Consider the following 14,168-nt stretch of genomic DNA (forward strand, 5'->3'; position numbering starts at 1 on the left):
AACTTATTTAAAAGAATAAATTATGTTGATTAGCTTATTTACGATATTGGGACTGATTTTCATTTTCTTCGAATTTTTCCTAATTGGTGCTGTATTTGCCATATTGGGTTCTTTGTTTATTATGCTAAGTCTGGTTTTGTTTTTTCTAAGCAATCCCATTATTTTATCTCTTACCTATTTAGCGGTAACTATTCTTGCTATCATAGGAACATGCAAAGGCGCTCTTTGGTGGATCCAAAGCTCTAAGAGACGAGGAGAGTTTTATTTAAAAGATGATCAGGAAGGGTATAGCGCTTCTTTTTTTGATCAAAATTTAGTGGATAAAGAAGGTGTGGCTATCACTGAATTAAAAACAGCGGGCCATGTATTGATTGAACAAAAACGCTATCAAGCTGTATCAGAGGGTGGATTTATTACAAAAGATGCCTCTATTATCGTTGTAGGTGGAAGAGGTGCATATTTAATTGTAAAGGAGATAACTAATGGATAGTTTTGATTTAGGTGGATTTCTACTTGTTTTCTGTCTGGGAATAGGTATTGTTGGATTGATTGTTTTTTTTATGATCTTCCGCTATGTAGGGTTGTGGTTTCAGGCTTTTGTATCAGGAGCTCCTATTTCTTTATTTAACATTGTTGGAATGAGTTTACGCAAAATCCCTTTACGCATCATGGTAAGTGCTCGCATTACTTCTTATAAAGCTGGATTAAAATCGATTACCGTCTCCGATCTAGAAACCCATTATTTAGCTGGTGGTAACGTATTTAATATCGTTAGAGCCATGATTGCAGCTGATAAAGCAAACATTCCTTTAACCTGGAGACAAGCAACAGCTATTGATTTAGCGGGAAGGGATTTATTAGAAGCGGTAAAGACCTCGGTTAATCCCAAAGTAATCGATTGTCCAGAGCGTGAGCATGGAGAATATATCACAGCTGTTGCTAAAGATGGAATCCAGTTAAAATGTAGAGCGCGAGTTACAGTGCGTACCAATATTCTGCAACTGGTTGGTGGAGCTACAGAGGAAACAATTATTGCCAGAGTAGGAGAGGGGATTGTAAGCGCAATTGGTGAAGCGCCCACGCATGCAGATGTTCTAGGCTCACCTCAACGCATATCCCGTCTTGTACTAGACCGAGGATTGGATGCACAGACCGCTTTTGAGATTTTATCCATTGACATTGCAGACATTAGCGTGGGAGAAAATATCGGTGCTATTTTGCGTACAGATACAGCAAAAGCAGATACAAAGATTGCACAAGCAGAAGCGGAAAAACGTCGCGCTATGGCAGTTGCTATGGAAGGCGAAATGAGGGTTAAATTAGTAGAAGCAGAAGCTCAGATCCCAATGGCCATTGCTCACGCATTTCGCGAAGGGCGTTTAGGGGTTATGGATTATTATCGGTTGAATAATATGCAGGCAGATACGCTGATGCGTAAATCTTTAGCTAAAGAGGAGATTTGATGAGTCAAGATACCATTTTGATACTTCTACTTATTTTAGTAGCCTATATTATTAGTGGCATGCGCAAATCCCATAAGCACGAAATTAAACCCATGCAGCCCCCTAAAATTCCTGCCAGTAGCGCACATGTAAAGCCAACTCCTATCAAACCACAAGAAGCAGTTGTTGCTTGGGAAAAAAAAGATTCTAGCAGTCGGGGTAAAAGGATATTGAACCGGTCCCGTTTAAGGCAATCGATTCTCACAAGTGAGATTTTAGGCAAAAAATACTAATTTTTTTCTAAGCTACTCATATCTTCACTTGCTAAAGTTCTCACTTCTACTTGTGATTCAGAGATAAGCAAGCGCTTATTGTTTATCTCTACTATGTAAAGCATGGTTTTTGGGCTCAATGTTTTTCTTTCTAAAATAGCAAATGCAGAAGAGCTTTCTCCCATTTTTTTAAAATGTCCTGTTTTAAAACGTCGCAGTAGCCATAAAGTCACAAAAAGCAATACAAGCGCTGCAGCAATGGTAATCCACATTCGCGTAAATGAAGTGCTATCTGGGAAGGGCATTAACTCTTTAGAAATAGAGTAGGGGAGATCGTCCTGAGAAGGTGTATTTTCCATTTGAGCAAAAAGAGAAGCACTAGATACACTAAACACAATGAATAGATATTTGATCGAGCAAAGCATGTTACTCCTTTCATGTTGAAGATTTATTCTAGAGATTTTCTTAATTTTCAGGTATGATTTTGTTTTTTGAGGTTCTTTTATGACAGAGCATTGTGGTTGGTTAGCGCTAGATATTGATGGAACTCTAACCAATCAAACACACATTGTGCCAAAAGAAGTGGCTTGTTACTTAAAAGAGCTGCATGCTAAAGGATGGAAAGTATTTATTATCACAGGACGCACACTATCCTTTGCTTCTCTAGCATTAAATCTCTTGGACTTTCCTTTTTATTTAGCGGTTCAAAATGGAGCAGATGTTCTTTATACCCCTAATCGAGAATTGGTTATTCGTCATTATTTAAGCCCTAATATTATTCCTATTTTAGAAGCTTTGTGTTCTAAATGTGCGGAAGATTTTCTTGTTTATGCAGGCTGGGAAAAAGGAGATTTTTGTTATTACCGGCCTCATCTATTTTCTCAGAAAATCCAAACCCATGTAGATATGATGAAACAACTTTCTTTAGAGCCTTGGCAAGCTGTTAAGAGCTTTTCTTTTGCTGATCATTTACGTTTTCCTTTAATTAAATGTTTGGGAACTAAAAAAGAAATGTCTCTTGTATACGATAGTCTAAAAAATGATAAACACGTATCTATTACTTTGATCCGCGATCCTCTTGCTGAAGGTGTGTATTTAAATTTAATCACACATCCAGAAGCGACAAAAGGAAATGCTTTAAAGAATGTAATACAACAAACAGGCAAAGCAGGAAAGGTGATTGCAGCAGGAGATGACTTAAATGATACAAGCATGCTAGAAAGAGCCGATGTCAAGATTGTCATGCACTCAGCGCCTTTAGAAATGCATGATTTGGCAGACATTATTGCCAAACCTTCTTATCAATATGGAATTATTGAAGCTCTGCAAAAAGCGCTTAGCGAACTGCACCCATAGGATGCAGTGCTTGACTATCAACAGCTATTCCCATAGCATGCATTCCATTGTCCACATAAAGAGTGACACCTGTAATACCAGAGGCTAAAGAAGATAAAAGAAAAGCAGAGCTATTGCCTATTTCTTCTGCGGATAAATCTTTAATTAAAGGAGCATTCGCTTGAGAATAAGCAATCATATCATCGATAAACCCAATAGCTCGAGCAGCTCTGCTAGCTAAGGGCCCTGCAGAAATTGCATTAACGCGGATTCCCCACTTTCTTCCTGCCTCCCATGCTAGTGTGCGTGTATCGCTCTCAAGTGCTGCTTTGGCAGAGCTCATCCCACCACCATAACCTGGCACAACACGCTCAGATGCTAAATAGGTTAAAGTCAAAGCTGCGCTATCTGCACTCATAATGGGCCCAAAATACGCAAGCAAGCTGATAAAAGAATAACTAGAAGCGCTCAAAGCTGCTAAATACCCTTTTCTAGATGTTTCTAAAAGAGGTTTTTTCACTTCAGGTGCATTAGCTAACGCATGCACTAAAATATCAATGGTTCCAAAATCATCTGCTACATTAGAAGCTACTTCAGAAATGGTATATCCAGAAGCATCTTGATAGCGTTTATTTAGGCGGATTTCTTCAGGTACATCTTCTGGTTTATCAAAAGACGCATCTAAAGGGTATACTTTTAGATATTGCATAAGGCTCCCATCGGAGAGCATACGGGAAGCATCAAATTTTCCTGCATTCCAAGCAGAGTTGAAAATCTTTAAAAGAGGAGTCCAAGTACCGATGATAATCTCAGCACCTGCTTCAGCAAGCGCTTTAGCAATTGCCCAGCCAAAACCTTGGTCATCTCCAATTCCTGCAATAAAAGCCTTCTTGCCTTTTAGGTTGATCGGAAGCATAAGGAAGTTCCTTTTACGGTTAATTTTTTAACTAAAAAGAAAAGTGTAACAAACTAAGAAAAATTACTCAATCTTTTAAAAAGGAAAAATTGCTCAAAATACTATAAGAAGAGGATTTTAGCTCTTAAAATAGCTTGTAAATATATTTTTCAATTAAAATAATTCAGGAGTTTAATTTTTTTACATTAAATTTTTTTCATAAAAAAACTATAATTTTTTTAAAAATACATGCTTTATTTAAGTTGATTTAAATGCTAAATTATTACTATGCTGAAATAAATTAGAAAAAAGACTTTTCAAACACTAAATTCATTGAAATTTTCTAATGAACTGAGATATAAATTTTGCTCATATGCAACTAAAAGCGAACTTTTTAACAAGAAACCAAAAAGACATCCTCAAGGGTCGTTAATCCTATATTTTTCTATACGATTGAATCGAAACCACTATATATTGATATTGCTGAATTGCGTACCCAAGAAGGAAAACTTTATCTCATTGTAGCTATTGATAGGATCTCCAAATTTGCTTACGTAGAGGCTCATCCTCAAACTAGTAAGGCTCTTGCCGCCCAATTTTTGCGGAATCTCATCCAAATTCTTCCCTATAAAATCCATACTATACGGCATCCAATTTACCCATAGGCAACAAGATTTATATGCTTTTACACACATTTTCGATCGAGTATGTGATGAAAACCAGATAGAGCATCGGTTAATAAAAGTAAACCACCCATGGACAAATGGCCAAGTTGAACGGATGAACAGAACCCTTAAAGAGGCTACCGTGAAAAGATACCGCTACCAAACCCATCAGCAGTTAAAAGAGCATTTATATAATTTTTTAAAAGCCTATAACTTTGCGAAAAGATTGAAAGCTCTAAAGGGATTGATACCATTTGAGCATATTATCAAAAGTTGGCAAAAAAAACCAAAAAGTTTTAGAATTAACCCACTCCATCACACTTTGGGACTAAACATCTTAAAACTTCTAAAGACTTATGATTTTCTTTTAAGATTTTTTCATCTTTTTAGGACGCATCATAAGTCTTTTCCATCCTTCAGCTGTTAAAATTTTCTTAGTGGATTTTTTGACACTTTCCTTAAGGTGTGTGTGTTTTTTTTTTGCTGGCAGAAGGCTGCTTTTTTTTACCAAGGGTTTTTTGAGTCTAAGAGCCTGTTTAAAATCTTTTCATTAAGGTATAATGATAGTTTTCATAAAACCTTTGGAGGTAGTTATGACCCGCTCTCATCCAAGCGATATTTCTCGTAAACAATTTAGCAAAATCCATCTAATACTTGAGTCTACACGCAAAAAAACACGTCCACGAAGAGTTGATCTATATGATATTTTTTGTGGAATTTTGTACATTTTAAAAAGTGGTTGCCAGTGGCGTATGTTACCCATAGAATATCCTAAATGGGAATTATGTTATTATTATTTCCATCTTTGGAATAAAAAAGATGATAAAAGTTCTAAGAGTATTCTTGAAATAGTTTTAAAAAAAATTGGTTGGCGAGGTCAGAAAAAGCAGTGGTCGGAAAGAGAAAACAAGCTTTGTAATTATTGATGCTCAAAGTGTTAAAAATACTGATACAGCGGAAAAGATAAGGATATGATGCAGGGGAAAAAATATCAGGAATAAAAAGACATATAGCAGTCGATACCCAAGGGCTCCCTCATGCGATTCACATTACCAATGCTAATATCACTGACAGAAATGGGTGTATAGAAGCATTTTCACTACATAAAAACAATTTGTTCTGTGTAAAAAATGTTTTAGCAGATGGAGGATATTCTGGAGAAAAATTTGCAAAGAGTGTGCAGGAGATATTTAGGATGTATAGTAGAAATAGCTAAAAGAAATACACTTCATACTTTTACAGTTATTCCCAAAAGATGGGTTGTAGAGCGTTCTTTTGCGTGGATGGAAAAATGTCGCAGGCTATGGAAAAATTGCGAAAGAAAACTACATACAAGCCTGAATATGGTGGTTCTTGCTTTTATTGCTCTACTTTTGAAAAGATTTTAAACAGGCTCTAAATAAGTTGCGGATCATAAATCAACCCCTTTTTTATTAAAATCAAAGGGCCCCTTAAATCTAGACTACCCTGATTTTTAGAGATTGTCAAATAAAAAATTTACATCCTTGATTTTTAGAAGGATATGAGATAAAAAGGAGCTTTTTAATAAAGGAGATCTATGAAAAAAGTTAAAATCCTCTTGGGAAAAAACTTAAGAATCCACTTGGTTTCTAAAGATGCCAGAGGCATCGTTAGTTACGGATGCTCCCAAAGCTATTTCAGGATTGGGTGAGTTTTTTTCTCCAATAGATTTAATGGCAATTAGTGTGGCATCCTGTATGCTAACTATGATGGGATATAAAGCTAAAGAGCTGAAAATTGATTTAGAAGGAAGTTATTTGCGGTTAACAAAAGAGATGCAAGTAGCGCCTCTTCGTAGGCTTAAACTCATTGATATGGAATTTTTTTGTCCAAGGGTTTTTTCTAAAATAGTTACAGATCAGCTCATCCAAGCAGCAGAGAGATGTCCTGTAATTCATAGCTTGCATCTAGAAATACAAAAAAAAGCGATCTACCATTGGGGGGATAACAAGTGAAGTTCAGTCGGGCAACCGCATTTGAAAAACACCTATTAGAAGCTAAAAAAGAGCATTTAGCGCCTGTATATTTATTGGCTATTCCTGATGCTTATGAAAGAAAACGCATGGCAGAACAAGTGGCTGCGAGGATAGATTTTTTTTATCCCGATAGTACATTTACCACAAAAGAAAATCTACCAGTAATGCATTTACTAGATGAGCTTAATACCATTTCTCTTTTCGAAAAAAATCGTATTATTTTTTACGATTCTATTCAATCTATTAAGAAAGAGGATTTAAACAGCTTAACTCGCTATTTTGCAAATCCTACAAGCTCTACGTATATATTACTAGGAATCTCTCATGCAAAGATGGCACAGGAAATATATATGGAAGGGAAAAAGCACCTTATTTCCTGCGACTTTACAGAAGAAAAACCCTGGGATCGTAAAGAGAGACTAAAAAATTACCTAAGGCGGTTTGTTACATCTCGGAAAAAGAAATGTTCTTTGTCCTTAATAGAGCAGTTATTGGAAAAAAGAGGGATGGATCTTGCTATTTTAGAACAGGACCTTGAAAAGATCATTACTTTTATTGGAGAGCGTTTAAACATCGAAGAGCTGGATTTAGCAGCTATTTGCAATGATCAAAAATTAGCAAATCTATGGCAACTCTCAGATGCAATCCTATTTTCTAAGCAAAAAATCTCTCTGGATTCTGAAATAGATATCTCATGTTTGCTCTCTTTAATCGGACAGATGCGTCTTCAACTACAACGTAGTTTAGAAATACGCATTTTGTTAGAAAAAAAAATGTCTCATGCAGAGATTTGCTTGAAGTTTCCCACGATAAAAAAAAATCCACTAGAAAAGTTATTTTCCTTTGCACAAGAAAGACAGGAAAAATGGCTGATACAAGCTTTGCATCATCTCTTTCAGATAGAGATGTTGGCAAAAAATAGCGCTGCTACCCCTGCTGTTTTATTGCATATGTTAAACTGCCAATTATCTAATTTTTAAAATTATGCCTACTTTGTATCTTTTGCCTAATTTATTAGATCACTCCCAAGATCACCATGTTTTTTTCTCGAGTACAGTTGACACTATCGTACCAACTCTTGGCGGGCTTATTGCAGAAACAGAAAAAGAAGCAAGGCGTTATTTAAAAAGATTTTTATTTCCAGAGCCTAAAACTTTTTGCGATGTTCCTATCCTGCTTTTAAATGAACACACTACAGCTCTGCAAAAAGAGGAGCTTATTGAAACCGTTGCAAAAAGCCATGCTCCCTGGGGGCTTATTTCAGATTGCGGGCTTGCTTGTCTTGCAGACCCTGGTGCAGATATAGTCCTGCTAGCAAAGCAAAGGGGGATTCAAATACAGGCATGTGTTGGTCCTTCAAGCATAGTTTTAGCTTTGATGCTATCAGGACTTGGGGGGCAGAGATTTATTTTCCATGGCTATCTGCCAAGAGAAGAAAAGTTGCTTGAGGAAAAGTTAAAGCAAATGACTGCAAATCCTCAAAAAGACTATACCCATCTGTTTATTGAAACCCCTTATCGCAATCAAAAACTTTTTAACCAACTCTGTACAACGCTTTCTAATCAAAGCTGGTTGTCAATTGCTTGTGGGCTTACTTCTGATCAAGAATGGGTGAAAACAAAGAGAATTGCCCAATGGAAAAAAGAGCAGCCTGTGTTTGATAAACTTCTGGCTGTCTTTGTTGTAAAAAATAATTAGTTAAAGGAAGGAGGGTTTATTTTTTTTATATATTGGTTCCGATTCAATCGCATAGAAAAATATAGGATTAACGACAAGTTTCAAGTCGTTGACTTGAACCCCATTAAGCTAGCCGTTTGAATTGGCACTACTATATACTCTAGAAAGTTGAAGCCTGGAGTGGATTGAGCTCGATTTTTTGAAAGTTATCATTAAAATAACACAAACGCGATTCCTTTTATTAACATCTCTTGTCTTTCTGACAAGCATTTCCAAATATTGTCTCTGCTCTTTACCCTTATTTCCTAGCCATTCTCCTGCAGATAATCAGAAGATTTTAAACAGGCTCTAAAACACTTCTGTATACATGCCATAATTGCACACAAGGAAGGGGTTGCTCCTTAAACGGAGTAGGATAAACTCTCCAATATAAACGAGATTTTTTCAAATCTCAAAACCGCTCATTAAAGAGCAAAAAAATGAGGAGCAACCCATGAAGCATTATATTGGATTAGATGTATCAATGAAAAGAACTTTTATCTGTGTATTAAATGAACAAGGTAAGATTGTCCATGAAGGTTCAGAAAAAACAGATCCTGATTTACTAGCAGATTATTTTTCCAAAAGAGATTTTCAAGAAATCGTTGTTGGCTTTGAAAGTGGATGTTTATCTCATTAACCTAGCAGTAAAGAAACCATAGCTGATGGCGTGTAATATATTCCAAAGCGGTCTTTGGCAAAATTAATCACTTGTTTAGCCGAATGGGGTGCTTCTTCTTTTACATAGATTTTTAGTTGCTCAAGCTGTTTTTGACTGAGCCAGCAAACCTTTCCTGTATAGTTCAAAGTTCTATTCGTAAAGCCCAGACCATTGATGATCATAGCCACCGCTGCTATTCCTGGACTAACTTTCCTTTGAGGGCCTGATGGCAGACGATTATCAATCCTTTCAGCAATTTTTAAGTCCTGACAAATGGCAACCACTAAGCCATGATGGCCCATTACTGTCGTTTGAATTTCTCCTTCTGAAACCTCTACCATACCGCATCTCTTTTTCCAAAAATATACGCTAGGGGTAGGAATGTAGGAGAGATCTATTCAAATTAAGAGTTTTAGTATATAAATATTTTTATAAAAAGAATAACCCCTTCTTGCAAGATAGAGCAGTTTTTTCAAAAAAACCCAGTTATGCAATTTTTAATTTGAAATCAAACCAATATAGCTGTTTTTTAATTAGATTGATTTTGTAATATATAATAATAATTTTATTTGAGTATTAATGTAATATTAACAATTCTTGTCTAAATAAAATGTTTTAATAGTATGTTTTATTATTATTATGTATAATAAAGTCAGATGTCTAATTTCTTGTTAATGTTTGAATTGTCTATAAAAATATAAAAAAACATTTAATCTTCCTTAGAAGGAAGGGGTAATACAAAATGGACAAGACAGATCATCAACTCAGAGCTCGATTGGCAAGATTAGAAAGTCAGGTTGATCAGCTTGAAACAGAGTATACTCAAATTAATGAGATGCTTATACGTTGCGGATTTCTAGAAGGAATAAGCACTTTAAAATTTGCTATGGAAGAACTTTTAGTAGAATATCCAGACGAGAGTTCTTTAAATTAAGCTTTTTTATTTACTTCATTTTAAGGGAAGATTTCTCTTCCCTTAATTTCTTTACAAACTTTTAGTGCCTATGCTATACTTTTTTTCTTAACAGTGAAAGGAAAAAATGGCTAAATTGCTTTTGGAAAATACAAACGAGGAAAAAATTCTTGAAGATGGGTCATCTATTCAAGAAGCATGCGAGGACGCAGGAGTTCCTTTTGCTTGTACTGAAGGCGTATGCGGAACTTGTGTGATTGAGGTAACAGAAGGTATGGAAAATTTATCGGAGTTTACTCAAGAAGAGCAAGATTTCTTAGGAGAATTGCATTGCGAGCGCCTGGCTTGTCAGTGTAAGATAATAAGTGGTTCTGTAAAAATTAAACATTAAAAAAAGTGTACGTATGTCTCAAGAAAAAAAGATTGCAAAAGAAATGACGATTGAAGAAATTTTATCTTCTTTTCCTCATAAAAGTCAAAAGTTAGCTCAAGAAATGACTAATATTGGTTTGCATTGCGTTGGATGTGGCGCTGCTACATGGGAAACCCTTGAGGGTGGAATGCTAGGTCATGGTTTCGTACAAGAACAGATTGAACAGTTAGTCGAGAGATTAAATAGCGTTTTAGCAGAAAAAATCGACCCTACAACAATTACGCTTACCAAGCGTGCTGCTGAGAAGTTTTGCCAGATTTTACAAGAAGAAGGCAAGGATAATTGGGGTTTGCGTTTCGCGGATCGCGCAGCGGGATGTAATGGATTTGAGTACGTTTTAGACTATTCTCAAACAGCGGAAGAAGATGATCAAGTATTTGAATCTCATGGTGTGCAAATTCACGTAAAAAAAACCATCGTGGACCGTTTAATCGGCTCTGAAATTGATTATACAGAAGGTTTAAACGGTGCTGGATTTAAAATCAGTAACCCCAATGCAAAAACATCTTGTGGTTGCGGCAAGTCGCAAAGTTATTAATGTATACTAGTTTGATTTCAAATTAAGAATTGCATAACTAGGTTTTTTTGAAAAAACTGCTCCATCTTGCAAGAAGATGTTATCTTTTGTATAAAAATGTTTATATATTCAAACTCTTAATTTGAATGCAAACGAGTTCTCTAATTGCACACAAGGGGAATATAAATTCTCTTAATTCTTCATAAGCTCTCCGAGCCGATATTTTGCTTGCAAAATAAAAGGCGTTTTTAAGATCTTAGGACAGCAAAGTTTAATGCGGGAGATAAGTCCAGGGTTCTCTGCGGAGTCTTTTTGAAGAAAACTATTTTAGATTCTTCGCTCCATTATGCTATCCGAAATGAAATGGGCAAGACAATGTATATTACGGCTTCTAAGAGCCAACTCATTTGTCGTCTTTACCTATTTCTTCGTTTTTCTCCTGCAAAAAATTTTAGTCACTTTTCCTAATGTTTTTATTTCTAAAAAAATGCGTTTTTAAGCTGCCTTTGGCTCACCGTAAATAAATTCTTTTTGTTCAATCAGCATCTTATGCATAATTACGGATAACTTTCTACCTACTGCTAAGGCGGCTTTCTTCATTCCTTTTTTTCTCATGATTTTTAATCCCCAAGCTTTTAGCTTGCTCCATTTCTTACTTCGTGTCAGCATTACTATTCCGGCTTCAACTAATAGAGATCTAAGTTCACTGGATCCACATTTTGAAATTCTTCCCTGTCTTTGCACCTCTCCGGAGGCATACTGTTTAGGCGTCATACCAAGATAGGCTCCTACTGATTTAGAATCGTTAAAACGAGTGGGATCAAAAATTTCTGTTTTATAGGTTAATGCTGTTACAGGTCCTACGCCAGGGATTGTCATAAGCCGTTGTACTTCTTTATCTTGACTGACCAGCTTAAGCATTTCTTTATCCAGTTTTTCTACTTCCTCAACTACCTTATCAAAGGTATTTAATAGAGAGGTTATGCTCAGAACAATACTTTTTTCCTGTTTTTCTATCTGCTTTACAACCACAGACGAAAATCTTTTGGATCCCACAGATCCCAATCGTATTCCGTAACTTTTAAGCAAGCCCCTTACAGTATTTTTTAACTGCGTTTGCTGTTTAATTAGCGCTCTTCTGGAAACTAACAAAATGCTTTTTTCTACTGAATCTTGGGGCTTACAGTGTACTCGTGTATACATACCTGATCGAAGAGCTTCTGCGATTCCTCGTGCATCATTTTTGTCTGTCTTATTTATTTTCAAAGCAAGAATCGTACTCAGCTTCCTTGCATCCATACATAGGGGATCTATAGCTCTTTTTCTAAATCCTGTGACTAGGTAATGAGATAAACATCCACTTTCAAAGCCAACAACGATTTCTTGAAAATCTCTTTTGGAAAAATAATCTGCTAGTAAATCAGGATCTGTTTTTTCTGAACCTTCATGGACAATCTTACCTTGTTCATTTAATACACAGATAAAAGTTCTTTTCATTGATACATCTAATCCAATATAATGCTTCATGGGTTGCTCCTCATTTTTTTGCTCTTTAATGAGCGGTTTTGAGATTTGAAAAAATCTCGTTTATATTGGAGAGTTTAACCTACTCCGTTTAAGGAGCAACCCCTTCTTTGTGTGCAATTATGGCATGTATATAGTGGTTCCGATTCAATCTTATAGAAAAATATTTTGTTTTGTGTTAAGCTATTGAGTATGAAAAAACTGACCCCTAGCCAGAGAGCTGACTTAGAGCCTGTTTAAAATCTTTTCAGTAAGGCATAATGATAGTTTTCATAAAACCTTTGGAGGTCATTATGACCCGCTCTTATCCAAGAGATATTTCTCGTAAACAATTTAGCAAAATCCATCTAATACTTGAGTCTACACGCAAAAAAACACGTCCACGAAGAGTTGATCTATATGATATTTTTTGTGGAATTTTGTACATTTTAAAAAGTGGTTGCCAGTGGCGTATGTTACCCATAGAATATCCTAAATGGGAATTATGTTATTATTATTTCCCTCTTTGGAATAAAAAAGATGATAAAAATTCTAAGAGTATTCTTGAAATAGTTTTAAAAAAAAATTAGTTGGCGAGGTCAGAAAAAGCAGTGGTCGGAAAGAGAAAACAAGCTTTGTAATTATTGATGCTCAAAGTGTTAAAAATACTGATACAATGGGTTGTAGAGCGTTCTTTTGCGTGGATAGAAAAATGTCGCAGGCTATGGAAAAATTGCGAAAGAAAACTAAATACAAGCCTGAATATGGTGGTTCTCGCTTTTATTGCTCTACTTTTGAAAAGATTTTAAACAGGCTCTTAGAACACAAGTTAAAGCATCCAAAAGACTATTCTGATCTGAACGGAATAGGCTTTGTGTAATTTTGGGCTATGATGAGGGTATCTCAACAAAAAATCTTGCTAAAGCACTTCGGATAAGCCCTATCACTGTTCAGGAATACCTCAGAGAATATGATTCCGAAAATAAAACTGGAAGTAGCCCTCGAGGCGGTAGCAAATCAAAACTTTCACAAGACCAAACAGAGTCTCTAACACCTACAGGAAAAGACCTGTCTTAAAGTCAAAGGGATCATAGCTTATGTGCATGAGCAATAGGGGATAAAATATTCCCGAAGTGGCATGACAGATTGGCTCATACAGCACGGATTTGTTTATAAACGTCCTAAAAAGATTCCTGGGAAATTAGATCCTGAAAAACAACGAATTTTCATAGAACAATATAGGGCTTTAAAGGAGACCTTAAACCCTGATGAAGAGATCTATTTCATAGATGCTGTGCATCCTGAACATCAGTCCCAAGCCGTATGTGGATGGATCAAAAAAGGCGTTCAAAAGACTTTGCAGACATCCGGGAAACAATTGCGATTGCATTTTGCTGGAGCTCTTTGCCTGACAGGAATGAAGATTTTTACAGAGGAATATAAGACAGTTGATGCCGATGCAATGCTCGATTTTTTCAAGAAGCTAGAAAAACAGACAGAGGCTCGAATTATTCATGTAATTTTGGATAATGCAAGATCAAACAAAAATAAGAAACTAGAAGAGTTTCTGATGTCTTCTAGGATTAAAGTGCACTATCTCCCTCCTTATTCGCCGAATTTGAATCCTATTGAACGCTTGTGGAAGATCTTAAAGGAAAAGACGGTATACAATCGATATTACGAAACGTCGGTGACTTTTTTTCAGGCAATTAGAGGATTCTTCTTAGAAGAGATACCGAAAATAACAGATATTTTGAAATGTAGGATAAACGACAAGTTTCAAGTCGTTGACTTAAATCCCATTAAGCTAGCCGTTTGA

Annotated in this window: 16 protein-coding genes and 4 pseudogenes; 16 read left to right on the forward strand and 4 right to left on the reverse strand. The window is 35.9% G+C overall.

Annotated features, from left to right (window positions below):
* Positions 1–22 precede the first annotated feature (22 nt).
* From RHABOEDO_RS05200 to RHABOEDO_RS05210, 3 genes are read left to right on the forward strand one after another with little or no spacing between them, the layout of a single operon-like run.
* On the forward strand, positions 23–490 hold the full coding sequence (locus RHABOEDO_RS05200) for an NfeD family protein (protein ID WP_215216468.1): 468 nt from the start codon (positions 23–25) through the stop codon (positions 488–490).
* A complete protein-coding gene (floA, locus tag RHABOEDO_RS05205) occupies positions 483–1,463 on the forward strand; it encodes a flotillin-like protein FloA (RefSeq protein ID WP_215216469.1) in 981 nt (326 codons plus the stop codon). Before RHABOEDO_RS05200 ends, floA begins: the two co-directional genes overlap by 8 nt.
* Positions 1,463–1,735: a hypothetical protein gene (locus RHABOEDO_RS05210; RefSeq protein WP_215216470.1), complete on the forward strand. Its 273-nt coding sequence runs from the start codon at positions 1,463–1,465 to the stop codon at positions 1,733–1,735. The genes floA and RHABOEDO_RS05210 overlap by 1 nt, the downstream gene beginning before the upstream one ends.
* Here RHABOEDO_RS05210 and RHABOEDO_RS05215 read toward each other — a convergent pair.
* Positions 1,732–2,139, reverse strand: coding sequence for a flagellar biosynthetic protein FliO (locus tag RHABOEDO_RS05215; RefSeq protein ID WP_215216471.1), 408 nt, complete (start codon positions 2,137–2,139; stop codon positions 1,732–1,734). The genes RHABOEDO_RS05210 and RHABOEDO_RS05215 overlap by 4 nt on opposite strands.
* 79 nt (positions 2,140–2,218) lie before the next feature.
* Between RHABOEDO_RS05215 and RHABOEDO_RS05220 the strand changes: the two genes are divergently transcribed.
* The gene (locus RHABOEDO_RS05220; RefSeq protein ID WP_215216472.1) at positions 2,219–3,070 is read left to right on the forward strand and encodes an HAD-IIB family hydrolase; all 852 of its coding nucleotides are present in this window, start codon (positions 2,219–2,221) and stop codon (positions 3,068–3,070) included.
* Here RHABOEDO_RS05220 and RHABOEDO_RS05225 read toward each other — a convergent pair.
* Entirely contained in the window at positions 3,051–3,965 is a 915-nt protein-coding gene (locus tag RHABOEDO_RS05225; protein WP_215216473.1) for an enoyl-[acyl-carrier-protein] reductase, read from the reverse strand. The two genes, RHABOEDO_RS05220 and RHABOEDO_RS05225, sit on opposite strands and share 20 nt — an antisense overlap.
* Before the next feature lie 449 nt (positions 3,966–4,414).
* Between RHABOEDO_RS05225 and RHABOEDO_RS05230 the strand changes: the two are divergent.
* The 6 genes and pseudogenes from RHABOEDO_RS05230 to RHABOEDO_RS05255 all read left to right on the forward strand — a co-directional run.
* A pseudogene (locus tag RHABOEDO_RS05230) lies at positions 4,415–5,036 on the forward strand (integrase core domain-containing protein); the annotation flags it as partial.
* A gap of 166 nt (positions 5,037–5,202) precedes the next feature.
* Positions 5,203–5,997, forward strand: a pseudogene (locus RHABOEDO_RS05235) (IS5 family transposase).
* 228 nt (positions 5,998–6,225) lie between these two features.
* On the forward strand, positions 6,226–6,585 hold the full coding sequence (locus tag RHABOEDO_RS05240) for an OsmC family protein (RefSeq protein WP_215217673.1): 360 nt from the start codon (positions 6,226–6,228) through the stop codon (positions 6,583–6,585).
* On the forward strand, positions 6,582–7,586 hold the full coding sequence (gene holA / locus RHABOEDO_RS05245) for a DNA polymerase III subunit delta (protein ID WP_215217674.1): 1,005 nt from the start codon (positions 6,582–6,584) through the stop codon (positions 7,584–7,586). Before RHABOEDO_RS05240 ends, holA begins: the two co-directional genes overlap by 4 nt.
* 22 nt (positions 7,587–7,608) lie before the next feature.
* Positions 7,609–8,304, forward strand: coding sequence for an SAM-dependent methyltransferase (locus tag RHABOEDO_RS05250; protein ID WP_220017404.1), 696 nt, complete (start codon positions 7,609–7,611; stop codon positions 8,302–8,304).
* A 472-nt stretch (positions 8,305–8,776) separates the two neighbouring features.
* The gene (locus RHABOEDO_RS05255; protein WP_220017405.1) at positions 8,777–8,962 is read left to right on the forward strand and encodes a hypothetical protein; all 186 of its coding nucleotides are present in this window, start codon (positions 8,777–8,779) and stop codon (positions 8,960–8,962) included.
* Here the strand turns inward: RHABOEDO_RS05255 and RHABOEDO_RS05260 are convergent.
* A complete protein-coding gene (locus RHABOEDO_RS05260) occupies positions 8,959–9,324 on the reverse strand; it encodes a DUF4277 domain-containing protein (RefSeq protein WP_215217745.1) in 366 nt (121 codons plus the stop codon). The genes RHABOEDO_RS05255 and RHABOEDO_RS05260 overlap by 4 nt on opposite strands.
* A gap of 401 nt (positions 9,325–9,725) precedes the next feature.
* On the opposite strand from RHABOEDO_RS05260, the gene RHABOEDO_RS05265 reads away from it, so the two are divergent.
* From RHABOEDO_RS05265 to RHABOEDO_RS05275, 3 genes are all read left to right on the forward strand, one after another.
* The gene (locus RHABOEDO_RS05265; protein ID WP_138106279.1) at positions 9,726–9,917 is read left to right on the forward strand and encodes a hypothetical protein; all 192 of its coding nucleotides are present in this window, start codon (positions 9,726–9,728) and stop codon (positions 9,915–9,917) included.
* Positions 9,918–10,023: 106 nt separating this feature from the next.
* Positions 10,024–10,287 carry a 2Fe-2S iron-sulfur cluster-binding protein gene (locus RHABOEDO_RS05270; protein WP_215217746.1) on the forward strand — a complete coding sequence of 88 codons (264 nt, stop codon included), beginning with the start codon at positions 10,024–10,026 and terminating at the stop codon, positions 10,285–10,287.
* Positions 10,288–10,300: 13 nt separating this feature from the next.
* Positions 10,301–10,867: an iron-sulfur cluster assembly accessory protein gene (locus tag RHABOEDO_RS05275; RefSeq protein ID WP_215217747.1), complete on the forward strand. Its 567-nt coding sequence runs from the start codon at positions 10,301–10,303 to the stop codon at positions 10,865–10,867.
* A gap of 474 nt (positions 10,868–11,341) precedes the next feature.
* On the opposite strand, the gene RHABOEDO_RS05280 is transcribed toward RHABOEDO_RS05275, so the two are convergent.
* Entirely contained in the window at positions 11,342–12,373 is a 1,032-nt protein-coding gene (locus RHABOEDO_RS05280) for an IS110 family RNA-guided transposase (RefSeq protein WP_220017406.1), read from the reverse strand.
* Between the two features lie 290 nt (positions 12,374–12,663).
* Here RHABOEDO_RS05280 and RHABOEDO_RS05285 point away from each other — a divergent pair.
* The 3 genes and pseudogenes from RHABOEDO_RS05285 to RHABOEDO_RS05295 all read left to right on the forward strand — a co-directional run bounded on the left by RHABOEDO_RS05285 (position 12,664) and on the right by RHABOEDO_RS05295 (position 14,168).
* Positions 12,664–13,158, forward strand: a pseudogene (locus RHABOEDO_RS05285) (transposase).
* 58 nt (positions 13,159–13,216) lie between these two features.
* Positions 13,217–13,426 (forward strand): annotated as a pseudogene (locus RHABOEDO_RS05290) (helix-turn-helix domain-containing protein); the annotation flags it as partial.
* A gap of 40 nt (positions 13,427–13,466) precedes the next feature.
* Complete coding sequence (locus RHABOEDO_RS05295; RefSeq protein WP_281069573.1) at positions 13,467–14,168, forward strand: IS630 family transposase; 702 nt, start codon at positions 13,467–13,469, stop codon at positions 14,166–14,168.

The organism is Candidatus Rhabdochlamydia oedothoracis, from assembly GCF_019453995.1.
GTDB lineage: Bacteria > Chlamydiota > Chlamydiia > Chlamydiales > Rhabdochlamydiaceae > Rhabdochlamydia > Rhabdochlamydia oedothoracis.